The sequence below is a fragment of the Flavobacterium sp. GW823-FHT06G12 genome (assembly GCF_058794775.1).
Map to the genome: position 1 here is coordinate 236,256 of NZ_JBXAHE010000002.1, position 25,052 is coordinate 261,307.

A 25,052-nucleotide genomic window follows, 5' to 3' on the forward strand; every position below is an offset into this window, starting at 1 on the left:
ATTATATGCGTCCATCCCAATTATACATTTCAAATATTTGGTCAAAAGAAATTTTAACTAAATTCGAAAAAAGAGTTTCTTGGCGCGTATTTATATTCGTTTTTTTAACGGCATTTTTCTTTTCGTCAAAATCATTTTCTCAAGAAATAAAAAAAGACAGTGTCAAAAGACCCAAAATAGGATTGGTTTTAAGTGGTGGTGGCGCCAAAGGTTTTGCGCATATTGGAGTTTTGAAAGTTTTGGAAGAAGCTGGAATCAAAATTGACTATATTGGCGGAACCAGTATGGGATCTGTAATTGGCGGGCTTTATGCTTCTGGTTACAACGCTTCTCAAATCGACTCTATTTTCAAACAAACCAATTTTGACGAATTAATAAACGACTATATTCCGCGTTCTTCTAAGAATTTTTACGGTAAGAAGAATGACGAATTGTATGCTGTTGTTTTGCCTTTCAGCAATTTTAGAGTCGGCATTCCAGAAGCGCTTTCAAAAGGAATGTACAATTACAATTTATTGAGCAGTTTAACTAGAAACGTGCGTCATGTTCGCGATTTTAATCAACTGCCGACTCCTTTTTTATGTATTGGAACCAATATCGAAACAGGTGAAGAAGTTTTATTAAATAAAGGAAATCTTGTTCAAGCCATGATGGCTAGTTCGGCTTTTCCTTCCTTATTTACGCCAGTTGAAATTGACGGAAATTTGTTGGTTGATGGAGGAGTTGTAAATAATTATCCTATTCAAGAAGTTCGCAAACTTGGTGCCGATATTATTATTGGCGTTGATGTTCAGGATGATTTGCTGAAAAGAAAAAATCTGAAAAATGCGACCAGAATCTTAGTTCAGATTACCAATCTACAGTCTATTGACAAAATGAAAAGCAAAATAAAAGACACGGATATTTATATCAGGCCAGATATTCGTGATTTTGGTGTTATTTCGTTTGACCGAGGAGAAGAAATTATCAGAAAAGGAGAAGAAGCTGCTTTTGCCGTTTACGAAAAAATCAAAGCATTAAGCGATGAAAATAACTTTTATAAAAAACCAAAACTGAAAGTTGCAACTGATACACTTCATATTCAAAAAATAAATACAGATAAATTAGAAAATTATACTAAAGAATATATTCGTGGTAAACTTCGTTTCAAACCTGAAAGCACCATAACTTACGATGGTCTTAAAACAGGAATAAACAACTTGAATGCGACACAAAACTTTAGCACAATCTCCTATTGTCTTCAGCCAAATGGAGATAAAGACGATCTTGATTTGGTTTTAAAGGAAAACCCAACTCAAACTTATCTAAAACTTGGGCTTCATTATGATGGTCTTTACAAAAGTGCCGTTTTATTAAATCTAACCCATAAAAAGACTTTTTTAAAAAACGATGTTACTTCTCTTGATATCATTTTAGGTGATAATTTCAGATACGATTTTAATTATTATGTCGAAAATGGTTTTAATATAAGTTTTGGTTTCCGTTCTAGATTAAATCAATTTAATCGAAATGTGACTACGAGTTTGAGTAGCGTTCTTAAAGAGACTCCAAATGTCAACCTTATTAATGTTGACTTCATGGATATTACCAATCAGGCTTATTTCCAGACTATTTTCGTACAGAAGTTTTTAATGGGTGGTGGTTTAGAATATAAGTATCTAAAAATTAACTCACCAACACTTACAAATGAAGATAACATAATTGAAAAAAGCAATTATTTTAGCGCCTTTGCTTATCTAAAATACGATTCGCTAGATGAAAAATATTACCCAAGTTCTGGATTATATTTTTCTACAGATTTGCAAACTTATATGGCATCATCAGATTATACGAAGCAATTTAAACCTTTTTCGATTGCAAAAGCCGAAGTAGCAATTGCTAGACCACTATTTAGAAAAGCAACCATAAAATTTGGATTCGATGCTGGATTTAATATTGGTAGCGATAGCGTTCCGTTTTTTGACTTTATATTTGGAGGTTATGGTTACAACAAAATAAACAATTTCAATTATTTCTACGGATACGATTTTCTAAGTATTGCCGGCAACAGCTATATTAAAACGGATATTAATATTGATTATGAAATCTTCAAAAAAAATCACATCAATTTATCTGCTAATTTTGCCAACTTAGGAGATGATATTTTTTCTTCTGTAGATTGGGTTTCTATGCCAAAATACACAGGATACGCAGTTGGTTACGGTCTAGAAACCATTATTGGTCCTATAGAAGTAAAACAATCTTGGTCTCCAGAAATGTCAAAAAGTTATACATGGTTTAGTATCGGGTTTCAATTTTAGTACGATAACCGAGAATACTTCAATAAATTCTGCCTTTTTTTTTACATCATAAAAATTATATCAAAAAAACTAAGTTATTTTATAGTTATAAATAATATAATTTTTATTTTTACTTCGAAAAAATTACGACATTTGTTATAATGAAAACAAATTGGACAGGTTTATTAGAGTATCTTCAATTCCTCATCAAGAGAAATCCTGAGTAATGGCTCTATCGAATTGAAATAATCAGTCAATTGCAAAAATTGAACTGATTATTATCTCTGCAATTCAAATTTTCGAATTATCTAATTTATTAATTATCTAATTGAAAAAGCCATGCCACTATATCATAAACTTGGGGATTTTCCTCAAAAGCGACATACCCAATTTGAAAAACCAAACGGCGGTTTTTACTACGAACAATTGTTTGGAACCGAAGGTTTTCACGGACATTCGTCGCTATCTTATCACGTACACAGACCAACACAGGTTAAAGAGATTTTAAACTCATATTCGGTTGAACCAAAAATTGCAATCGGAAAAAATATAAAATCACTTCTTTTTAAAGGTTTTGAATTAAAACCTGAAAATGATTTTCTAGACAGCCGAAAAGCGATGTTAGTCAATAAAGACTGCATTATTGGTTTGTCTGCACCGAAAGAATCGCTTCGAAATTATTTCTATAAAAATGCCGATGCCGATGAAATGCTTTTCATTCACAGAGGAAAAGGAAAATTAAGAACCATGTTAGGAAATATTCCGTTTGAATATGGCGATTACCTAATCATTCCACGTGGTATTATTTATCAGATCGATTTCGAAACAGAAGACAACCGACTATTTTACGTAGAATCATATTCTCCTTTTTATACTCCAAAACGTTATAAAAACCAGTCAGGTCAGCATTTAGAACATTCTCCATTTTGTGAGCGTGATTTTATTCTGCCAAATGAATTGGAAACGCATGACGAAAAAGGTGATTTTTTAATTAAAATCAAAAAAGAAGGAATGATGCATGAAGTGGTTTATGCCACACATCCGTTTGACGTTGTTGGTTGGGACGGATACAATTTTCCTTACGGATTTTCAATTCATAATTTCGAACCTATAACTGGGCGTGTTCACCAACCGCCACCAGTACATCAAACTTTTGAAACAGCTACTTTTGTAGTTTGTTCTTTCTGCCCTAGACTTTACGATTATCACCCAAAAGCTATTCCGGCGCCATACAATCACAGCAATATAGATTCTGACGAAGTACTATATTATGTTGATGGCGATTTTATGAGCCGTAATAATATTGAGCAAGGTCACATCACTTTACACCCAAAAGGAATTCCGCACGGACCAGCGCCAGGCGCAATGGAACGCAGTATTGGTCACAAAGAAACTCAAGAATTAGCTGTTATGGTGGATACTTTCCGTCCATTAATGGTTACTGAAGAAGCTATGGGACTTGACGACGGTCAATACTACAAATCTTGGACTGAATAATTAGAAAATGTGGCAATTTGTCAATTAGATAATACTTTGCAAAGCGCATGAATTAAATAATTTAAATAATTATTGTAATTTTAAACTTACAAAATAAAAATTATCTCATTAACACATTGACTAATTATCTAATTGCCCAAAATGACTTTTAACGAAAAATACAAAGACAACGCTCTTTTAATTAAAACTTTCAATTTCGCACTAAACATAATTGATTACACAACAGAACTTCAAGATCAAAAGAAATTCGTAATTGCAAATCAGTTATTAAAAAGCGGAACATCTATTGGAGCAAATTCTAAAGAGTCACAAAATGCAGAAAGCAAAGCTGATTTTATTCATAAACTAAAATTGCAATCAAGGAAGCAGACGAAACAGAGTATTGGCTGTTTTTATGTGATGCTCATAGAGAATATCCAAATTGCAAACGTTTATTAAATGATCTTTCAGAAATTTTAAAAATTTTAAATAAAATAATATCAACATCAAGGAGGAATTAGAAAATTAGAAAATGTGTCAATTAGAAAATTAACGCATTTCAAGAATTATCTCATTTTCTCATTATCAAATTATCTAATTATGAGTAAAGAAGTAAAATCAGTAGAATACGGATTAGAAAAAATATTTGAAGGAGCACAAGATTTCCTTCCATTATTAGGAACAGATTATGTAGAATTTTATGTAGGTAATGCAAAACAAGCGGCACATTATTATAAATCTGCATTTGGATATCAATCTTTGGCTTACGCAGGATTGGAAACTGGAGTAAAAGACAGAGCATCTTATGTTTTAAAACAAGATAAAATCAGAATTGTTTTGACAACGCCTTTAACAGCAGATTCTCCAATCAACGAACATTTGAAAAAACACGGCGACGGAGTAAAAGTTGCAGCACTTTGGGTTGAAGACGCGACAAAATCTTACGAAGAAACTATGAAACGTGGCGCTCGTTCTTTTATGGAACCTACTGTTGAAGAAGATGAATTTGGTCAGGTAGTTCGTTCTGGAATTTACACTTACGGAGAAACAGTTCACATTTTTGTAGAAAGAAAAAACTATAATGGTGTTTTCTTGCCAGGTTACAAAGAATGGAAATCTGATTTTAACCCAGAATCAACTGGTTTAAAATACATCGACCACATGGTTGGAAATGTAGGTTGGAATGAAATGAATACTTGGGTAAAATTCTACGAGGAAGTTATGGGATTCGTGAATTTCTTATCTTTTGATGACAAACAAATTACTACAGAATATTCTGCTTTGATGAGTAAGGTAATGTCTAACGGAAACGGAAGAATTAAATTTCCAATCAACGAACCAGCCGAAGGAAAGAAAAAATCTCAGATTGAAGAATATTTAGATTTCTACGGCGGGCCTGGAATTCAACATATTGCTATTGCAACAGATGACATTATTAAAACTGTCTCACAGCTAAGAGCGCGCGGCGTTGAATTTTTATCTGCTCCTCCTCATGCTTATTATGAAGCAATTCCTGAAAGATTAGGTGTTCATATGGATATGATGAAAGAAGATTTAAACGAAATCGAGAAACTTGCCATCATGGTAGATGCTGACGAAGATGGATACTTATTACAGATTTTTACGAAGCCTGTTCAAGACAGACCGACGCTTTTCTTCGAAATTATTCAAAGAATGGGTGCAAAAGGATTCGGTGCAGGTAACTTTAAAGCCCTTTTTGAGTCAATCGAAAGAGAGCAAGAATTGAGAGGAACGCTATAAAATGTTAATTTTCATATAGAAAACCGCATAATTCTCCAAAAAACGATGCTTTTTTTGCAAATGTTATGTTAAACTTGACTTTTGCTATTTTATTTTTGAACTTTCTATCTATCTTTGCACCGCAAATCAGGAAGGGGTGGTTTCCTTCCGAATTGATATAAATTTCATAATTTATAGTTTTTTGGTTAGTTAATAGCATAAAAACTCAGTCATCTTTGACTGAGTTTTTTTGTTTTGGTACATTTGGAATAGATTTTGCATTTGTCTACCTTTATAATAAACGTAAAGATTATACTATGAAAAAGTTCATTCTCACTATATTAGCACTAACGATACTCTCATTCGCGCCTCAAAAAGAAGATGCTTTCGATACTGGAGAATATTTCAAATTTAGAATACATTACGGAATTGTAAATGCCGGTTATGCAACTCTTGAAGTCAAAGATGCCACCATTAACAACAAAAAGGTATATCACTCTGTCGGAAAAGGTTACACAACTGGAATGTCTAAATTTTTCTTTAAAGTAGAAGATTTATACGAAAGCTATTTTGACAAAGAGACAGGAAAACCATATCGTTATGTTAGAAAAATTGACGAAGGCGGTTATACCAAAAATCAAGAAGGTTTTTTTAATCAAAATGAAAACAAAGTTTTAGTAAAAGACTATAAACGAAAATCAGAAAAAACCATCATGGTTTCAGAAGAAGTACAAGATATTGTGTCGGCTTTTTACTTTTTGAGGAATCACCCAAATATCGACAAACTTAAATCTGGAGAAGCCATCACAATCGATATGTTTTTTGATGATGAAATCACAAAATTTAAGTTAAAATATGTAGGTCGTCAAGATATTACGACTAAATTTGGTACCGTTTCTACGATGGTTTTTAAGCCGTTGGTACAGACAGGTAGAGTATTTAAAGAAAAAGAGAGCTTAACACTCTGGATAACAGATGATGTAAATAAAGTTCCAATTAGAATTAAAGCAGATTTAGCTGTAGGATCTCTTAAGGCTGATCTCGATGAATATAAAGGATTGAAAAGTCCACTTAAAGCAAAAAAATAATGAACCCTACAGATCATTCTGAAGCAATTTTAAAAGAAATTGACCTAAAATTTCAAGCCATAAATCAAAAAACTGATGTTCAGTTAGAAGGATTGCTTTGGGCCAAACCAATTACTTATTGGGATTACATTCAAACTGATGCTCTATTAAATTTACAAATTCAGCGCACCACACTTCCTGACGAAATGGTTTTTATCATGTACCATCAGGTAAACGAATTAATCTTTAAAATGATTCTGTGGGAAATCGATCAAATTGCTGAAACAGAAAACATTCAAGTAGATTTTTTCAGCGAAAGATTATCAAGGATCACAAGATATTTCGACATGCTTACCAACTCTTTCAGCATCATGGAAAATGGTATGGAAGTAGATCAATACATGAAATTCAGAAATACGCTTACTCCAGCAAGCGGATTCCAGAGCGCACAATATAGAATGATCGAATTTGCATCGACCGACGTTATCAATTTAACAGATCGCAGATATAAAGCAAATTTTGACGAAAACACCGACTTAGAAACTAGCTTTGAACATCTTTATTGGCAAGCTGCTGGGAAAGATTATCATACTGGCGAAAAATCATATTTACTTAATGAGTTTGAAAAGAAGTACAAAGAACCGTTTTTAAGACAAATGGCTTCTTTTAAAACAAAAAACCTTTGGCAAAAATTCATCCAATTACCTATTGAAGATCAGCAAAATGCATCGCTGATTGATGCTATGCGCCATTACGACAAAACGGTAAATATTACTTGGGTAATGCAACACCTTAATACTGCCAGAAAATATATTTTAGAAAGCGGAAAAGGCAATGGGGAAGCGACAGGAGGAAGTGACTGGCAAAAATATATGCATCCAAAATACCAAAGACGCATCTTTTTTCCTAAATTGTGGACCGAAGAAGAATTGTCCAATTGGGGAAATGAAACTGAAGCCTAATTTCACCACAAAAAATTTATAAAGTTTGAAAAAAGCAGTCGTAATTTTAATTGTCTTGTTTTCTATTTTTTCATGTAAAAAAGCAGAAGAAAAAGTAGAAACCAAAATTACTAAACCAGCAACCAAAAAAATAGAATTCGGTTTTAATTACGCAGATTTTAATGTTGTTAATGATACTATTTCAAAAGGAGACTCTTTTGGATCAATACTTCAGAGCCAAAATATTGGAGACAAAAAAGTTCATGATATTGTTGAACAGGTAAAAGATTCGTTCAATGTGAGAAGCATCCGTTACGGCAAACCTTTTACTTTACTTCGCTCTAAAAACAAAACAAATAATCTTCAAGTTTTTGTTTACCAGCCAGACGCATTAAGTTATTATGTTATCGACCTAAGAGATAGCATTGCAAAAGCATACAAAAAAATAAAACCCGTTACTTTAAAAAGAAAAATGATCGGTGGCGTTCTTAAAAGTTCATTGTCTGAAACTTTAGGAAACGAAAGTGTCGAAACCGCTTTGGCAAGCCGAATTACAAAAGTCTTTTCTTGGTCTATTGACTTCTTTAAGCTTAAAAAAGGAGATCGATACGGATTAATTTTTACTGAACGATTTATTAACGGAAAAACGTACGACGGAGTTGAAGATCTTGAAGCGGCATTTTTTGAATATAAAGGTAAAATCGTTTATGCCTTTCCTTTTGAAAGAGATACTACTTCTGGAAAAATTGAGTATTATGACGATCAAGGAAGAACACTTAAAAACTTCTTTCTAAAAACTCCGATCAAATTCAGCCGAATCACTTCAAGATTTACAATGAACAGATTTCATCCAGTTCAGCATACTTGGAAAGCCCACAAGGGAACGGATTATGCGGCGCCAACCGGAACACCAATTTCTACAACAGCATCTGGAGTTGTAGAAATGACAGGATATACGGCAGGAAACGGAAACTTTGTCAAAGTAAAACACAACGGAACCTACTCTACTCAATATTTACACATGTCTAAAATCTTGGTTCGCCGCGGACAGCGCGTTACTCAAGGACAGACAATTGGTTTGGTAGGAAGTACAGGTTTAGCTTCTGGCCCTCACGTTTGTTATCGTTTCTGGAAAAATGGAGTTCAAGTAGATGCACTTCGTTTAAATCTTCCAACCGGAGAATCTCTCACAGGAAATGACAGAACTCGTTTTATGACACAGATTGAACCTTTGAAAAGAGAGTTGGACAGTATTGGTAATTTATAAAAAATCCTTTTTTGTAATTTTTTGAATCGAAAATCATGAAAAATGAACGCCTTAAAACCATGTATCATGAAACTTTTTCTGGTTTAAAATTATTTTACAGAGACACAAATCTTTCTGAAAGTTTAATTTTAAATTACAAAGTCGGACAGATTATTCAAGAAAAAGGATTTACTGATATGAGTTCAATTGGTGGCGGACTTTCAGGAAATTTTAGGTATTTAATTGCAAGTGCACACGCCAAAGATTTATCAAAGTTTAATCCTGATTCGGCAAAAATTGGCCATTTTCTTTTAGATTCGATTGCGTATTTCAAAGTATTGGACATTCAGAAAATCGGTGATAAAACCCAAGTCTTTCTTTTAAATATTCCAGACAATTCGATTTCACTTTTCAAAAATTCGTCTTCAAACTTAGAAGAAGAAATTATAGAAAAAGCTCAAAAACGCTTTCGCGAAAAAATCGATACTGACTTAATTCCTGAATTACAAACAAAAAATTGGAGAGAAAGAACAAAATCTCCACTCGGAATGAGTGATAATGGCGAATTATTTTTTGATAATTCTAAGATTAAAACTGAATCTCCAAAAAGAATTGATGTCGATGTTTCGAAGAAAATTATAGAAATCAATAAAAAACCTTGGTGGAAATTCTGGTAATTAAATTCTAGAATTACTAGGAATATTTTTTTCTAAACTCCGAAGGATTCATTCCCTTATGTTTCCTAAAAACTTTGTTTAAATGGCTTTCGTCAGAAAAATTCAACTCATCTGCAATTTCGTTAATTCGCATATCGCTGTTTAATAGCCTGGCTTCAATTAATCTCAGTTTGTAGTTTGCAATATATTCTTGCAATGTTTCACCTGTTTGCTTTTTAAAATATTTACCCAAATAATTAAGAGTGATACTAAAGTGACTACTTATTTTTTCTGATTTTAATTCTTTTGAATTGTAGATGTTCTCTTGAATATAATGTAGAATTTCAAGAACCATTTCTCCTGTTGTTTCTTTAATATTCTTAGGAAGTTTCAAAGCAATGTTTCTCGCAACAATTGTAATTATTGTATTTACAATCTGCTCAATAATCTTTTGATGGTAAATTTGCTGATTGTTTCGCTCACTGATTATATTTTCTATCAATGAAGCAATTAAAGGTTTATCAATTTGATTTTTCAAAATGCAACCTGGGCGATGACTGGCATTTTGAAGAATATATTCCATTCGCAAAATAGCTTCAGATTGCCCATTTTGAGAACTCGCTTTTACGTAATATTCATTAAATCTAAGAAAAAAGAATTTTGTTGGTGTTGTAATTTCAAATGAATGCACATCTTGCGGTGTTACAAGAAATAGATTTCCCATTCGATATTGAAATTTATTATCATTAATAATCTGAACCCCTGTTCCATCAACAATATAAATCAATTCAAAGAAATTATTCTTCCGAATTGTTTTCGGAAACTGCTCCAATTCTTTAAAATCAACTTCAAAAGGAAGATATAAATTCTTGTTTGTCATTATGCTAAAATACAATTTTAGTACCAATAAGTACAATTTTTCACGATTGCTAACCACTTAATTTTGTTTCAGATAACAAACTAAAAATCGATAAAATGAGAATACTTTTAATTGGAGCAAATGGAGAAATTGGCAAAATACTGCATCCTGCTTTAGCAAAAAATCATGAAATAATTTCGGCTGGAAGAAACAGCGGAGATTTCAGAATCGACTTATCAGATTCAAAATCGATTGAAAAATTATTTGAAGAAGTCAAAAACATTGATGCTTGCATTTGTGTTGCGGGCGATTGCTACACAGGAGATTTACTTTCGCTTGACGAAAAAAAACTAAACATTGGTATTCAGAACAAATTACTTGGACAAGTTAATCTGGTTTTAATTGGACAAAAATACTTAAACGATAATGGATCATTTACACTTACGTCAGGAAAAATGGGTGATAAACCAGTTAAGAACAATATTAGCAAAGCTATTGTAAATGGCGGAGTCAATAGTTTTGTTCTCGCCGCTTCGCTAGAATTAGAAAGAGGAATTAGATTAAATGGAATAAGTCCAGCAAAAGTTGCAGATATTCTGAGCGAGGATTTAATAAACGCTTATGCAAAGAGCATTGAAAAATCTATAAATGGAGAAATCATTAAAGTAAACTACTAAATTTTAAAAGATGAAAAATACAATTTTGATGATATTGCTTTTGATTGCAAACTCAATTAATGCACAAAAAAAATCTGATTTGTCAGGTTCATGGACTTTGGTTTCAGTAGAAAACACAAATTCTGACGGAACAAAAAACCTTCCCTATGATGTAAATCCGAAAGGTTTTTTGTTCTTTGATGAAAAAGGAAATTATGCCGTTCAGATTTATAAAGACAAAAGAGCCAAAATTATTTCAGGAGATAAAAATAAATGTACACCCGAAGAAAACGTTGCAATTGTACAGGGAAGTAATTCACATTTTGGCGAATATGAAATTGACGAAAAAAATAAGACTATAACTTTTACAATAAAAACTGCATCGTTCCCAAATTGGGAAGGAACAATTCAAAAGAGATCATACACTTTTATAAATAACGAACTTAAATATTCTGTAGCCAATACTACACAAGGTGGAAAATCGGTGATAGCAGAAGTTGTCTGGAAAAAGTTATGACGCACTCTTCATAAAACGTTTTCGTAACTAATTGTTATATAATCGCAAACCGCTCCCCTTTTAAAAGTTATTTCAGTATTTTTGTGTTTCAGAAAACAAACTCAATTATAGATAAAATGGCTTTAAACACAACAAACCCAACTGGGACTGAAGCGTGGAAAAATCTACAAAACCACTATAACGCAATTCACGAAACCACAATACAAGAATTGTTTCAACAAGATAGTGCGCGCGTTGAAAAATTCAATTTGCAATGGAATGACTTTTTAGTAGATTATTCAAAAAATAATATCAGTCAAGAAACAGTTTCTCTTTTATTAGAATTAGCAAACTCAATCGGATTGAAAGATGCAATTGCACAATATTTTGGAGGAGAATTAATTAATCAGACTGAAAATCGCGCGGTTTTACACACAGCATTGCGTGCTCCAGAATCGGCAGTTATCAAAGTAGACGGAGAAAATGTAATTCCGGAAGTTTACGAAGTAAAAAATAAAATCAAAAAATTTACTGAAGAAATTATTTCTGGACAAAGAAAAGGCTACACTGGAAAAGCTTTTACAGATGTTGTAAATATTGGTATTGGAGGTTCTGACCTTGGTCCTGTTATGGCTGTTGAAGCTTTACAATTTTACAAAAATCACCTAAACACACATTTCGTTTCAAATGTTGACGGTGACCACGTAAATGAAGTTATCAAAAAACTAAATCCTGAAACGACACTTTTCGTAATTGTTTCTAAAACTTTTACTACACAAGAAACGCTTTCGAATTCAGAAACTATAAAAGAATGGTTTTTAAAATCGGCTTCTCAAGAAGACATTGCAAAACACTTCGTAGCGGTTTCTACAAACATTAAAAATGTAACAGAATTCGGAATTAATCCAGACAACGTTTTCCCAATGTGGGATTGGGTTGGAGGAAGATTTTCTCTTTGGAGTGCCGTTGGTTTAAGCATTGCTTTGGCTGTTGGATTTGATAATTATAATGATTTATTAAATGGCGCCTATGAAATGGATGAACATTTCAAATCGGCAGAATTTGATGAAAACATTCCGGTTATTTTAGCTTTGTTAAGTGTTTGGTACAATAATTTTTATGGTGCCGAAAGCGAAGCTTTGATTCCATACACACAATATTTACACAAACTTGCCCCTTATTTACAGCAAGCTTTTATGGAAAGCAACGGAAAAAGTGTTGGCCGTGACGGAAAACCTGTTAATTACCAAACTGGAACAATCATTTGGGGAGAGCCAGGAACAAACTCACAACATGCTTTCTTCCAATTAATTCACCAAGGAACAAAGAGAATTCCAACAGATTTTGTGGGATTTGTAAAACCTCTTTATGGTAACGAAGATCACCACGATAAATTGATGTCAAACTTCTTTGCTCAGACTGAAGCTTTAATGAATGGAAAAACAGAAGCACAAGTTCAGGCAGAGTTTGACAAACAAGGACTTTCTCCTGAAAAAGCATCTTATTTATTACCTTTTAAAGTATTCACTGGAAACAAACCAACTAATACAATTCTAATTCAAAAACTTACTCCAAAAAGCTTAGGTTCTTTAATCGCATTATACGAACACAAGATTTTTGTTCAAGGTGTTATTTGGAATATTTTCAGTTTTGACCAATGGGGAGTTGAATTAGGTAAGCAATTGGCAAACTCGATTTTAGACGAAATCAATTCTAAGACTGTTAAAAATCACGACAGTTCGACTTCGTTTTTGTTAAATCATTTCTTAAAAAACAAATAGAAACATTTACTTAAATATTTTTTAACTTCTAAAACGTCCTATTTTCTAGTAAAATTAGGACGTTTTCTACATTATAAATCGATTAAAAACACAAATAATCGTTTAACTACAACACCCATCTTACAAACTTATCAGAATAATTATATTTTTAACAAAAAAGTACCACTTAAATTCAACAAATCAATATTTTATCCAACAAAAAGACAAAAATTCATTTTAATGCGCAGCATAAAAAGCAAAACTTGTTTTTCTTAACATTTCGATAACATTATCTGAGTTATTTGTTATAATTTTGCCAAAAACAATAAACTCAATAACAAAATGAAGAAAATGAAAAATTGGTTACTGACCGGACTATTTTTTATGATAGTTTCAACCGTATTTTCTCAAGGAAAAGTTACTGGTAAAATTACCGACGGAACAGGTGGATTACCAGGAGCAAATGTGGTGATCAAAGGATCTACTACAGCAACTTCAACAGATTTTGATGGTAAATTTACTCTTACTTCAACATCAAGCACAGGTGAGATTGTTATCTCTTTCTTAGGTTATGACAACCAGACTGTGAAATTTAATGTGTCAAACGGCGCAACTACAAACTTAGGAACTATTACTTTGGTTTCTAACTCTAACGAATTAACTGAGATTGTAGTTAAAAGTAGCACTGTAGATATTGCAAAAGACAGAAAAACTCCTGTTGCGGTTTCTACAATTAAAGCTTCTGAAATTCAAGCAAAATTAGGAAACCAAGAACTTCCTGAATTGTTAAAAAGCACTCCATCTGTTTACGTAACTAAATCTGGTGGTGGATTTGGAGATTCAAGAATTACAGTTCGTGGATTTAGCCAAAACAACGTTGCGGTAATGGTTAACGGTATGCCAGTTAACGACATGGAAAATGGTTCTGTTTACTGGAGTAACTGGGCTGGTTTATCTGATGTTACTTCTGCAATTCAGATTCAAAGAGGTTTAGGTTCTTCAAAATTAGCTATCGCTTCTGTTGGGGGTACAATGAACTACGTAACTAAAGCTTCTGATTTAAAACAAGGTGGAACAGTTGGTACTTCTTTTGGTAACGACAATTTCTTTAAATCTAACGTTGCTTACAACACAGGAAAATTAGACAGCGGATTCTCTGCGTCTGTTTTATACAGCCACACTCAAGGTGATGGATATGTAGATGGAACTCAATTTAACGGAGATAACTACTATGTAGCTCTTGGTTATTCTACAAAAAACAATAAACACGATTTCCAATTTACAGTTACTGGTGCTCCACAATGGCACGATCAAAGATCTACTTTTATCACTATAGCACAGTACCAAAAATATGGCTCTGTATCTGACCCAAACATTAAATACAACTCTGATTGGGGTTACAAAGATGGTCAAGCTTTCAACATGGTAAGAAACTACTACCACAAACCAGTTGTTTCATTAAACTATGATTTCCAAATCAATGAAACATCTAAATTATCTACTGTAGCTTACGTTTCTTTCGGACGTGGAGGAGGATCTAGAGGAGCAGGTGGTGCTGGAAACAACAACTACACTAGTGACGTATTTAGAACTGCAGATGGTTTAGTTGATTATGATAAAATCGTTCGTTGGAATACAGGACAAGAAGTTATCAGATTTAACAACACAGACAATACTCGTGCAACAAATGGTACGAGTGGACAATTCCAAAACAGCTCTAACACAGGAAGAACTGGATCAGGAACTCCACAATCTCCATATGTTTACAACAATACATCAGGTATTTCTCAAATATCTTCTGTTAATTCACACAACTGGTACGGAGCAATTGTTAACTTCAACAAAAAATTCACAGAAAACTTAACTTGGGATCTTGGAGTTGACGTAAGAGGTTACAAAGGTCTTCACTACCAAAACGTAAACGACAGATTAGGTGCAGATTCTTACATTGACAATTTTGATACTAACAACCCTAATAGAGTTTTATACAGTACATATTCTACATATGCTCCTTGGAATGTATTTAAAGATACTGACAAAGAAGAAAAAATCAACTTCAACAATGACGGTGATGTTAGATGGTATGGTGGATTTACTCAATTAGAATATTCTAATGATAAATTTACTGCATTCGTTCAAGGTGCTCTTTCTCAACAAGGATTCAAAAGAGTTGATTATTTCAAATACAAAACTACAGATCCATTATCAAGTACAGATTACGAAAACATCTTAGGTGGAAACGTAAAAGGTGGTGTTAATTACAACATCAACGAGCATCATAATGTTTTTGTTAACTCAGGATATTACTCAAAACAGCCATTCTTTAATGCAGTTTACCCAAACAATGCATCTCTTGTAAATGGTAACTTAACAAATGAGAAAATTTTTGGTATCGAAGCTGGTTACGGTTTACGTACAAGAATGTTCTCTGCAAACGTAAACTTATACCGTACGTCTTGGAAAGACAGATACCAAAGATCTAATGACGGAGCTACAGACAACCCTGGAGGTTACTATGACTTCGCTGGAATTACTGAAATTCACTCAGGTATTGAGATTGATGGTACTGCAAAAGTACTTGACAAACTTACTATTACAGGTATGTTATCTATTGGAGACTGGAAATACGAAGGTACAAGTACAAGTAACCGTTACGACTCTGGAAACAACCCTATCGGTGGAGGAACTCCTTCAACATTATACCTTGATGGTGTAAGAGTTGGGGATGCTGCTCAAACAACTGCAGCTTTAGGAGCAACTTACGAAATTTTACCTCGTTTTACTGTTGATGCAAACTACAACTACTTTGACAGATTGTATGCTGCTATTTCTCCAGGTAACTTTACTAAAGCTGATAACAGAGGAGCATTACAATTACCATCTTATGGTACTGCTGATGCTGGTTTATCTTACAAATGGTTAGTTGGTAAAACCAAAAGCAACTCTGTAGGTTTCAGATTAAACGTAAACAACGTTTTTGATTATACTTACATTGCTGAAGCAAAAACTAACTACTTTGCTGCTGATTACCCAACTCAGCCAACGTATAAAGGAATTTCTACAAACAACCAAGTATACTTTGGTTTCGGTAGAACTTGGAACTTCGCATTACGTTACGATTTCTAAAATTTAGAATCTAAATAAATAATAAAAACGGCATTGACTTTTAAGTTTAATGCCGTTTTTTTATAGCCTTTTTTGTTATATTTGTTTTCAACAAAAAACAAAGTTTATGTATAATTTTCTACAAAAATTCCACTCTGGTTGGGCATACTTAGCATTGCTTCTTTTGCTAGTTGCGGTTGTAAATGCAATCATCGGATTTACTTCAAAAAAAGAGTTTACAGCTAAAGATCGTAAAATCGCTTTATTTGCTTTAATTGGAACACACACTCAATTATTGATTGGCTTAATCTTATATTTTGTTTCTCCACTTGGAAAAGCAGCATTCGGGCAAATGTCTAATGCAGAATTAAGACTAACATCATTAGAGCACCCTCTAATTAATATCATTGCTATCATCTTAATTACTATTGGATGGTCTAAACATAAAAAAATAATCAATAGTGAAGCTAAATTTAAAACCTTTGCTATTTTTTACGGATTAGGATTATTGCTTATTTTAAGTAGAATCCCTTGGAACCTTTGGTTCTAAAAAACACCAATTAAAGCCCTTCCTACAGGGCTTTTTTCATCTCGGCACATTATTTGTACAAACTCCCCCCAAGTCTGAAAAAGAATAACCCATGAGAAATAAAAAAAACATTTTATTCGCCACAATCGCTTTAACCTTAATTAGCGGCTTTACGTATGTTATAAGCCAGACCAAACCTACAACAGAACCTAAAATCATTCAAGATACTGTTAAAAATGTAAAACCGACTATTATCCCTTTACCGGATTCTGTCTTTACAGACAAAGGTTTAAAACTTAGACCATACAAGAAAAACGCTCACGCTTCCTACTACGCTGATCGTTTTAACGGAAAAAGAACTGCTAACGGAAGCCGATTCAACAATAACAGCTATACTGCAGCTCACAAAAAACTTCCTTTTGGAACAAGAGTAAAAGTAACAAATGAAGCTAATGGCAAATTTGTCATTGTAAAAATTACTGACCGCGGCCCTTTTGTAAAAACCCGCGAAATTGATTTATCTAAAAGAGCTTTTATGGATATATCAAAAAATAAAGGAGCCGGCGCAATGAAGGTCACTATTGAAACCATAATCGAATAAAAAAAATCCCGCTTAAAGCGGGATTTTTTTTTATTTAAACAAATTTTCTTAACGACATTATAACTCCAGTATGAAGTCCTTCATGAAAATTATTAAAATCTAAAGCCCCTTGGATATGAAGAAGTGTGAATCCGACGCTGGTAGTGTATTCATGATAATTAACAAACAGACCGCTTTCAAAATCATTTTTTGTTTTTTCTAATGTTGTTGAAAGCAATGTTCTAATTTCATCAACCTCAGCTTGAGAAACATCTCCTTCTGGTTTGGTTCCTTTTTTATATTTGTTAACGAAATCTTCAGAAACCATTGTTGGAAGACCCGATAATTTATAGACCAAAACCTGTTGCGAAGAAATACAGTGGCCTATATTCCAAATAATATTGTTGCTAAAACCTTCTGGAATTTTGTTTAATTGTTCTAATGAATGACTATCTAAGATTTTCAAAAGAATTTCTCTAATTGTTTTTTGCACATCAAAAACTGAACTCATAATTTTATTTTTTTTCTAAAATTAGTCATTTTTAAGTTCCAAATGGATTTTCTTTGCATTCTCACAAATTTATCAAATTATGAATAAAATATATTATTTAGCTTCATGCGATACTTGTCGCAAAATCATTAAAAGTCTTCCAGAAAACAATCTTGTTTTTCAAGACATCAGACAAGAACCCATTACAGAAGAGCAACTAGAAGAAATGCATAAACTTTCTGGAAGTTACGAAGCATTATTTAGCAAAAAAGCTCAATTGTACAAATCAATGGGATTAAAAGACCAATCATTGACAGAGGCCGATTTTAAAAAATATATCTTAGAACATTATACTTTCTTAAGCCGTCCGGTTTTTATTATTGACGGAAAAATCTACATCGGCAACAGCCAAAAAAATGTAGCCGAAGTTATAAAAGCATTATCGTAAGAATAACCGTAAATTTTGATCTATAAAACTGATTCACAATTTACAACGCAAGACATTAAACTTTTAATTATCTTTGCGCCTTTATACTCAATTATATGATACAATCTATGACAGGGTTTGGCAAAGCTTCTTTGCAATTGCCTACAAAAAAAATTACCGTTGAAGTAAAATCTCTAAACTCGAAAGGTTTAGATTTGAATGTAAGAATGCCATCGGTTTACCGCGAAATGGAACTTGGTTTAAGAACTCTTATTTCAACAAAACTAGAAAGAGGAAAAATTGATTTTGCGATCTATGTAGAAAGTACCGCAGAACAAACTTCTACTAAAGTAAATGTCCCTGTTGTAAAATATTATATAGCCCAGTTAAAAGAAGTAAATCCTGATGCAGATGAAACTGAATTGATGAAAATGGCTGTTCGTATGCCAGATACATTAAAAACAGAACGTGAAGAAATTGATGAAGATGATTGGGATCAAATTCAGGTTATTATAGACGAAGCACTTCAAAATATTTTAAATTTCCGTAAAGACGAAGGCGAATCTCTTGAAAAAGAATTCAATTTACGAATTGGAAATATACGTCAGCTCATGAACGATACACTGGCACTTGATCCAGAACGCGTACAAGCGATTAAAGATCGTTTGCAGACTGCAATTTCAGAATTACAGGTTAATGTTGACGAAAACCGTTTTGAACAGGAATTAATCTATTATTTAGAGAAATTAGATATTACCGAAGAAAAAGTTCGTTTAGGAAACCATTTAGACTACTTTATAGAAACTCTTAATGGTTCTGAAGCAAACGGAAGAAAACTTGGTTTTATTACTCAAGAAATGGGACGTGAAATCAATACAATGGGTTCAAAATCGAATCATGCTCAAATGCAAAAATTGGTTGTCATGATGAAGGATGAATTGGAGAAGATAAAAGAGCAGGTTTTAAACGTATTATAAAGCTTTAAGCGACACAAAATCCAACACACAATAAAGCTTTGAGTACACTGCTTAAAGCCTAAAGCATACACAATGAACAAAGGAAAATTAATTGTTTTTTCGGCACCCTCAGGCTCAGGAAAGACAACTATCGTAAAACATTTATTAGGTCAAGAAGATTTAAATCTTGAATTTTCGATTTCGGCAGCATCACGTGCGCCACGTGGCGAAGAAGTACACGGAAAGGATTATTATTTCATTTCGTTGGAAGAATTCAAAAAGCACATTAAAGCGGAGGATTTCTTGGAGTGGGAAGAAGTGTATCGTGATAACTTCTACGGAACTTTAAAATCGGAGATTGAAAGAATCTGGGCTTTAGGAAAAAATGTCATTTTTGATATTGACGTGGTTGGCGGTCTTCGTATTAAACATAAATTTCCAGAAGAAACTTTAGCGGTTTTCGTAAAACCACCAAGTGTTGACGAATTAAAACGTCGATTAAAACAACGTTCTACAGAAAGTGAAGACAAAATCAATATGCGTATCGCAAAAGCTTCTGTAGAATTGGCAACAGCACCACAGTTTGATGCGATTATTAAAAACTATGATTTGCCTGTTGCTCTTGAAGAAGCGCATCAATTAGTGAAAGATTTCATTACTAAATAATTTTTATTCTACAGAGATACACAAAGAAAAAACGCAAAGATTCGCCAAGTTGAAATAAAACTTTGCGAATCTTTGTGCTATCTTAGCAACTCTCTGCGAAACTATACAAAATGAAAATAGGTCTATATTTCGGAACATATAATCCCATTCATGTCGGTCATTTAATCATTGCCAATCATATGGCTGAGTTTGCAGATTTAGATCAAATTTGGATGGTGGTCACGCCTCATAATCCGTTAAAAAAGAAAGCCACTTTATTGGACGACCAACAGCGCCTGCAAATGGTTTTTCTGGCAACAGAAGATTATCCGAAAATAAAACCGTCTGATATCGAATTTAAATTACCTCAGCCGAGTTATACCGTTATTACACTCGCACATTTACAAGAGAAATATCCAAATCATGAGTTTTCTTTAATTATGGGCGAAGACAATCTGAAAACGCTTCACAAATGGAGAAACTATGAAGTAATTCTAGAAAACCATAATATTTATGTGTATCCGAGAATTTCTGATGAACCTGAAAATGTAGAGTTAAAATCGCATTCAAAAATTCATGTTATAGATGCGCCAATTGTAGAAATCTCTTCGACTTTTATTAGAAACAGCATTAAAGAAGGTAAAAATATTCAGCCTTTATTGCCACCAAAGGTTTGGGAATATATTGATCATAACAATTTTTATAAGAAATAAGATTATCAAATTTGAATTGCCTCCAGTTTTAACTGGAGGTTTTTTATTTACAAAAGGTGGGGGCTTTAGCCAAATTGCAATATTTTGGCTAAAGCCGAACCAAGGCCTTTCTTTTTACCCTCCAGTTAAAACTGGAGGCAAATCACAAAAAAAGCCTGAATTCAAAATTCAGGCTTTCGTTTTATAATTAAGCTTCAACACTCACTTCACTTTTTACTCTCGTTCTGATTTCACTCAGCGATTGATCAACCAAAAGTTTTCCATCTCTAAAAACCTCTTTCAATTCGCCTTGTTTTTCTTCTTCCCAAGAAACATTATCAGTCAAATGATACTTCCCATCGATTAAATCGATTTTCATTAATCCTTTAGCCGATTTTTTAGTTCCGTCGTCTGTAATTGGGTCTTTGAAAATCGCTCTTCCCTCTCCGTTTACTTCTCCGTAAGTTGCTTTCATCGCAAATCCGAAAGTATCTCTGGTATTGTATTGATAAGTAAAAGATCCAATTCCTAAAACAACATTTGTAGAAGCAAATCCTTTTTCTTTTAATCTTTCACAGATTTGAGTTGCTCTTGCTACTGTAATACTATCTCCATAAATAGCTCCAATTTGCGGAACCAATTCTTTGAAACCTTTCGCATTTGTAGTCCCGCCGAAAACATCCCAAAGCAATTCTATAACACCTTTTTTCTCTTGTTCTGTTTTTCCGTTTGGATTTCCGCAGATAATGTCTACTGGATCACCACTGTCAGGACGAATTACAACTTTACCTTCTCTTGAAATAATTTCTTCTTTCAATCTTGGAAGATAATCCGTTAGAACTTTCCATAAATCCCAAGTGTCAGAAACGATAGAAACAATTCCTTTTGGGTAAACTTCAGTAATTAATCTTTTGAAAGTTTCATACTCGCCTTCTGTTGTTCCCATACACATAACAGAATGTTCTGTTGCTGCTACTGAACCTGCCACAAGTTCTTGATCTGAGTTTGCATTGTAATATTCTTCTAAGAAATCAATTGCAGGAATTGTGTCAGATCCTGTAAAACTTAACAAATGTCCAGCTGCAGAAGTTAAAGCTGCTTCGATTCCGCCCATTCCTCTCATTGAGAAATCGTGCGCCTGCCAGTCTACAAATTCTGGAACAGAAGAAGTTTCTGCCGCATATTTGTCTAATACCTTTCTGTATTCTTTTGCAATTGTAGCAGAATTACAAGGCAACCAAACTACTGCTGAAAGTAAAGTTTCGAAATAATTTGTCAGCCAGAAAAATTCCGGAATTGTATTGTACATCGTAAACATTGGAACTCTTAACGGAACACTCGCTCCTTCTGGCAAAGCTTTAAAGACCATCGGAATATATCCTAAATCGTGTAAATCTTCGATATGTTTAGTTCCAACTAAATTTTCTCCCAAATAATTATTGATTCTGCGAGAATATTTTTTGATTACTTCTTCTTTTGGTTTTTTGAAGAATTCTTCTTCGAAATCATGAATAATATATTTTTTAATGAAATATTGCAATCCAAAAAAGATTACTTCATCAACGGTTTCAATTCTTGATTTTCTTGGTGTCCAGTTAGAATATACAATTGTAGTTCCGTCTGGGTATTGTCTTCTGTGGTCAACTTTGTAACCGTCAGTTAATAGTAGTGGGTTCATATATAAATTATTTATATTTTATTTGATAAGCGTTCTGCTAAATCTTTTATATCATTTACTCTTGCTAAATTGTCAATCCATTTTTGTGAAATATTCTCGATTCCATAGTACATTCCTGCGATTCCTCCTGCAATTGCGCCGGTCGTATCTGTATCTTGTCCTAAATTGACTGCTTTTAAAACAGTTTCTTCATATGAATCTGAATTTAAAAAACACCAAATGCTCGCCTCTAAACTATGAAGCACATAACCCGAAGAATGAACTTCGTTTTCCTTGTATCCTGAGATATCATTTTTCAGAATTCTATCAAACAATGCAATTTCTATAGGGTTAAAACTTTTATCTTCCAAAAATTCAGAAAGAACAAGTTGCATATTTTTATAAGCTTCGAATTTATCTTTATCTTTTAAGATTTCCAAACAATAAACTACGTAAATAAAACAAGCCAATACAGATCTGATATGCGCGTGTGTTATTGATGAAACTTCTTTTGTTTTTTGATAAATAACTTCAATATTATTTTCTTTTTGAAGATAAAAAACCAGTGGCAAAATACGCATTAAGGAACCATTACCATTATCGCTTTCAGAAAATCCTCCGCATAAATCTGGCTGATGCCCTTTTGCAATATTTAAAATTGCATTTCTGGTTGCGATTCCAATATCAAAAACTTTTCCATGTGGTGTCCACAATTCTGCGCCATACCATTTTACGAAATTCCTCGCGATATCATTTAAATCATAACCTGAACATAAACTTTCGGCTAAACAAAAAGCAAGTGAACTATCATCGCTCCAAGTTCCTATTGGCTGATGATGCGTTCCAAAACCAAACATTTCGGTAACTGGATTTTGCTTTAAATAAGCTCGAGATTGAAACTCAACAGGAACTCCCAAAGCATCGCCAACAGCCAAACCAAATAAACCAGATTCTATTTTATTTTTCATTTTATTTATTCCTTCCTTTTTCATCTGGATAAAATGTCTGTACTACATCGCTCTGCCAGAATTCTTTTGTTTCAACCTCAATACAGGTCAATTTTCCATAAAAACCTGCTCCTGTGTCAATATTCCAAACATTGCAACCTTGCATTGGAATTTCTACATCGTAATGAAGCGTTGGCGTATGTCCGATATAAATTTCATTAAAAAGCAATAGTCTTTTTGGATATGAAAGTGAATCTTTTTTAATTCGATTGTCCATTGTCAGTGCCATTTCCCATAACGTTCTATCCCATGAAAAATTGGTTTGATAATGTTCTTTTTCTGGTCCGTGCATCGATGAAAATCCAGCGTGAATAAAAAGATTGTTGTTTTCATCTACGAAATAATCTTTCATTTGATTAAAAAACTCGAGATGTTTCTGTTTTTCCGAAAAATCAACATTCTGATAACTTTCTATAGTCGATTTTCCTCCATGAAGAAACCAGATATCACTTATGACATCATTCATCAACCAATCTTGACACCATGCATCGTGATTTCCTTTTATAAAAATACATTCGCGCTTTTTGGATAAATCAATCAGAAAATCAATAACCTGTGCCGATTCACTCCAACCGTCTACATAATCTCCTAAGAAAATTAATCGATCATTTTCAGATACTGTAACTCGGTCCAATAACTGAACAAGAGCTTTTAATCCTCCGTGAATATCTCCAAAAACTAATGTTCTTTTCATTTTTAAAATTCAATGTATTTTGCCGGTACCTCATCTGTCAACCACACATTGTTTTCAGATAAATAAAATTTAAATCCGTCTCTATGCATTGCGCCGCTTCTAACGGTTAAAATTTGTGGCACTCCTCTTCGGCTTCCTACTTTCGTCGCCGTTTCTTTGTCTTTGCTTAAATGCACGTGTTGGCGACTCATTTTTTTTAAACCTTCTGCACGAATGTTTTCCATAAATTTCCCGACCGTTCCGTGGTACAAATATTCTAAAGGTTCTGTTTCTGCCAGATTTAATTCAACCGAAATGGAATGTCCCTGACTTGCACGGATTTTGGTTTTATTTTCATTGTAAGCGAAACGCTTTTTATCGTTATTTTCTACAACGTAATCTAAAAGTTCTGCGTCTAGACGTTGTCCTTTTTTATTACATTTTATAATTAATTCTTCTACATCCGCCCAACCATTTTCGTCTAATTTTAATCCGATTTTTTCTGGAGAATGTCTAAGCACCAGACTCAAAAATTTGCTGACGCTTTTTGCTATATTTTCATTCATGTTAGTGTTTTCTTTTACCAACGAAATATTCCTGCGGAACATTTACAAAAGGTCTTTATAAATCTTGTAATTTTCATCATCGAAACAGACAAATATTACCTTTTCTATTTCATTTGATTTATCGAAATCTTTTACTGTTCTTACTGCGATTTCTGCGGCTTTATCTTTTGGAAAGTGATAAATCCCTGTACTGATATTTGGAAAAGCAATTGTTTTGATTCCGTTTTCAACAGCAAGATTCAAACTGTTCTTGTAACAATCTGCAAGCAATTTTGATTTTTCTTCTTTGTCACCATTCCAAACAGGCCCAACCGTATGAATAACATATTTAGAAGGCAGATTTCCTGCAGTTGTAATCACAGCTTCACCTGTTTTGCATCCTCCCTGCTTATTTCTAATTTGGACACATTCATCTAAAATTGCTTTTCCTCCTTTTCGATGAATTGCTCCGTCAACGCCACCACCTCCAAGCAAAGAAGTATTCGCTGCATTTACAATTCCATCAACCTGAATTTCTGTTATATCTGCTTTTAACAATTCAATTTTCAT

General features: G+C 33.3%; 24 protein-coding genes and 1 pseudogene. 18 read left to right on the forward strand and 7 right to left on the reverse strand.

Annotation, left to right across the window (positions count from 1 at the left end):
• Positions 1-5: 5 nt before the first annotated feature.
• From AC1Q5Z_RS07975 to AC1Q5Z_RS08010, 8 genes and pseudogenes are all read left to right on the forward strand, one after another.
• On the forward strand, positions 6-2,300 hold the full coding sequence (locus AC1Q5Z_RS07975; RefSeq protein WP_343585049.1) for a patatin-like phospholipase family protein: 2,295 nt from the start codon (positions 6-8) through the stop codon (positions 2,298-2,300).
• A 318-nt stretch (positions 2,301-2,618) separates the two neighbouring features.
• Entirely contained in the window at positions 2,619-3,776 is a 1,158-nt protein-coding gene (locus AC1Q5Z_RS07980) for a homogentisate 1,2-dioxygenase (protein ID WP_492444248.1), read from the forward strand.
• Positions 3,777-3,917: 141 nt separating this feature from the next.
• Positions 3,918-4,276 (forward strand): annotated as a pseudogene (locus tag AC1Q5Z_RS07985) (four helix bundle protein).
• A gap of 79 nt (positions 4,277-4,355) precedes the next feature.
• Complete coding sequence (hppD, locus tag AC1Q5Z_RS07990) at positions 4,356-5,516, forward strand: 4-hydroxyphenylpyruvate dioxygenase (protein WP_198855313.1); 1,161 nt, start codon at positions 4,356-4,358, stop codon at positions 5,514-5,516.
• Between the two features lie 296 nt (positions 5,517-5,812).
• Positions 5,813-6,583, forward strand: a complete 771-nt coding sequence (locus AC1Q5Z_RS07995; protein WP_198855312.1) for a DUF3108 domain-containing protein — start codon at positions 5,813-5,815, stop codon at positions 6,581-6,583.
• Positions 6,583-7,524 carry a tryptophan 2,3-dioxygenase family protein gene (locus tag AC1Q5Z_RS08000; protein WP_198855311.1) on the forward strand — a complete coding sequence of 314 codons (942 nt, stop codon included), beginning with the start codon at positions 6,583-6,585 and terminating at the stop codon, positions 7,522-7,524. Before AC1Q5Z_RS07995 ends, AC1Q5Z_RS08000 begins: the two co-directional genes overlap by 1 nt.
• Before the next feature lie 25 nt (positions 7,525-7,549).
• Entirely contained in the window at positions 7,550-8,770 is a 1,221-nt protein-coding gene (locus AC1Q5Z_RS08005) for a peptidoglycan DD-metalloendopeptidase family protein (RefSeq protein ID WP_289058493.1), read from the forward strand.
• A 35-nt stretch (positions 8,771-8,805) separates the two neighbouring features.
• Positions 8,806-9,426 carry a hypothetical protein gene (locus AC1Q5Z_RS08010; protein ID WP_492444251.1) on the forward strand — a complete coding sequence of 207 codons (621 nt, stop codon included), beginning with the start codon at positions 8,806-8,808 and terminating at the stop codon, positions 9,424-9,426.
• A gap of 16 nt (positions 9,427-9,442) precedes the next feature.
• Here the strand turns inward: AC1Q5Z_RS08010 and AC1Q5Z_RS08015 are convergent, their stop codons facing one another.
• Positions 9,443-10,285, reverse strand: a complete 843-nt coding sequence (locus tag AC1Q5Z_RS08015; protein ID WP_492444252.1) for an AraC family transcriptional regulator — start codon at positions 10,283-10,285, stop codon at positions 9,443-9,445.
• Positions 10,286-10,380: 95 nt separating this feature from the next.
• Here AC1Q5Z_RS08015 and AC1Q5Z_RS08020 point away from each other — a divergent pair, with 95 nt between their 5' ends.
• From AC1Q5Z_RS08020 to AC1Q5Z_RS08045, 6 genes are all read left to right on the forward strand, one after another.
• The gene (locus AC1Q5Z_RS08020) at positions 10,381-10,941 is read left to right on the forward strand and encodes a short chain dehydrogenase (protein ID WP_492444254.1); all 561 of its coding nucleotides are present in this window, start codon (positions 10,381-10,383) and stop codon (positions 10,939-10,941) included.
• 10 nt (positions 10,942-10,951) lie between these two features.
• Positions 10,952-11,437, forward strand: coding sequence for a lipocalin-like domain-containing protein (locus AC1Q5Z_RS08025; RefSeq protein ID WP_492444255.1), 486 nt, complete (start codon positions 10,952-10,954; stop codon positions 11,435-11,437).
• A gap of 116 nt (positions 11,438-11,553) precedes the next feature.
• Positions 11,554-13,197 carry a glucose-6-phosphate isomerase gene (gene pgi / locus AC1Q5Z_RS08030; protein WP_492444257.1) on the forward strand — a complete coding sequence of 548 codons (1,644 nt, stop codon included), beginning with the start codon at positions 11,554-11,556 and terminating at the stop codon, positions 13,195-13,197.
• Between the two features lie 321 nt (positions 13,198-13,518).
• Positions 13,519-16,302 (forward strand): TonB-dependent receptor, encoded by a 2,784-nt coding sequence (locus AC1Q5Z_RS08035; protein ID WP_343585022.1) that lies wholly within the window; start codon positions 13,519-13,521, stop codon positions 16,300-16,302.
• A 106-nt stretch (positions 16,303-16,408) separates the two neighbouring features.
• Positions 16,409-16,831, forward strand: coding sequence for a hypothetical protein (locus tag AC1Q5Z_RS08040; RefSeq protein ID WP_198855303.1), 423 nt, complete (start codon positions 16,409-16,411; stop codon positions 16,829-16,831).
• Between the two features lie 91 nt (positions 16,832-16,922).
• Entirely contained in the window at positions 16,923-17,411 is a 489-nt protein-coding gene (locus AC1Q5Z_RS08045) for a septal ring lytic transglycosylase RlpA family protein (protein WP_198855302.1), read from the forward strand.
• A gap of 34 nt (positions 17,412-17,445) precedes the next feature.
• Here the strand turns inward: AC1Q5Z_RS08045 and AC1Q5Z_RS08050 are convergent, their stop codons facing one another.
• On the reverse strand, positions 17,446-17,901 hold the full coding sequence (locus tag AC1Q5Z_RS08050; protein WP_343585019.1) for a DinB family protein: 456 nt from the start codon (positions 17,899-17,901) through the stop codon (positions 17,446-17,448).
• 79 nt (positions 17,902-17,980) lie between these two features.
• Between AC1Q5Z_RS08050 and AC1Q5Z_RS08055 the strand changes: the two genes are divergently transcribed.
• The 4 genes from AC1Q5Z_RS08055 (at position 17,981) to nadD (ending at position 20,621) form a co-directional block, all read left to right on the forward strand.
• Positions 17,981-18,328: an arsenate reductase family protein gene (locus AC1Q5Z_RS08055; RefSeq protein ID WP_286965697.1), complete on the forward strand. Its 348-nt coding sequence runs from the start codon at positions 17,981-17,983 to the stop codon at positions 18,326-18,328.
• Between the two features lie 95 nt (positions 18,329-18,423).
• Positions 18,424-19,284 (forward strand): YicC/YloC family endoribonuclease, encoded by an 861-nt coding sequence (locus AC1Q5Z_RS08060; protein ID WP_286965696.1) that lies wholly within the window; start codon positions 18,424-18,426, stop codon positions 19,282-19,284.
• Positions 19,285-19,356: 72 nt separating this feature from the next.
• Entirely contained in the window at positions 19,357-19,929 is a 573-nt protein-coding gene (gene gmk / locus AC1Q5Z_RS08065; RefSeq protein WP_492444260.1) for a guanylate kinase, read from the forward strand.
• Positions 19,930-20,039: 110 nt separating this feature from the next.
• Positions 20,040-20,621 (forward strand): nicotinate (nicotinamide) nucleotide adenylyltransferase, encoded by a 582-nt coding sequence (nadD, locus tag AC1Q5Z_RS08070; protein ID WP_343585015.1) that lies wholly within the window; start codon positions 20,040-20,042, stop codon positions 20,619-20,621.
• Between the two features lie 187 nt (positions 20,622-20,808).
• Here the strand turns inward: nadD and AC1Q5Z_RS08075 are convergent, their stop codons facing one another.
• Genes AC1Q5Z_RS08075 through AC1Q5Z_RS08095 form a run of 5 tightly spaced genes read right to left on the reverse strand, consistent with a single transcriptional unit; the run spans position 20,809 to position 25,052 of the window.
• Positions 20,809-22,278 (reverse strand): nicotinate phosphoribosyltransferase, encoded by a 1,470-nt coding sequence (locus AC1Q5Z_RS08075; protein ID WP_488755000.1) that lies wholly within the window; start codon positions 22,276-22,278, stop codon positions 20,809-20,811.
• A gap of 11 nt (positions 22,279-22,289) precedes the next feature.
• Positions 22,290-23,225: an ADP-ribosylglycohydrolase family protein gene (locus AC1Q5Z_RS08080; RefSeq protein WP_492444262.1), complete on the reverse strand. Its 936-nt coding sequence runs from the start codon at positions 23,223-23,225 to the stop codon at positions 22,290-22,292.
• 1 nt (position 23,226) lies between these two features.
• The gene (locus AC1Q5Z_RS08085; protein WP_343585007.1) at positions 23,227-23,958 is read right to left on the reverse strand and encodes a metallophosphoesterase family protein; all 732 of its coding nucleotides are present in this window, start codon (positions 23,956-23,958) and stop codon (positions 23,227-23,229) included.
• Between the two features lie 2 nt (positions 23,959-23,960).
• Positions 23,961-24,503 carry an RNA 2'-phosphotransferase gene (locus tag AC1Q5Z_RS08090; RefSeq protein ID WP_343585005.1) on the reverse strand — a complete coding sequence of 181 codons (543 nt, stop codon included), beginning with the start codon at positions 24,501-24,503 and terminating at the stop codon, positions 23,961-23,963.
• A 42-nt stretch (positions 24,504-24,545) separates the two neighbouring features.
• Complete coding sequence (locus tag AC1Q5Z_RS08095) at positions 24,546-25,052, reverse strand: O-acetyl-ADP-ribose deacetylase (protein ID WP_278020185.1); 507 nt, start codon at positions 25,050-25,052, stop codon at positions 24,546-24,548.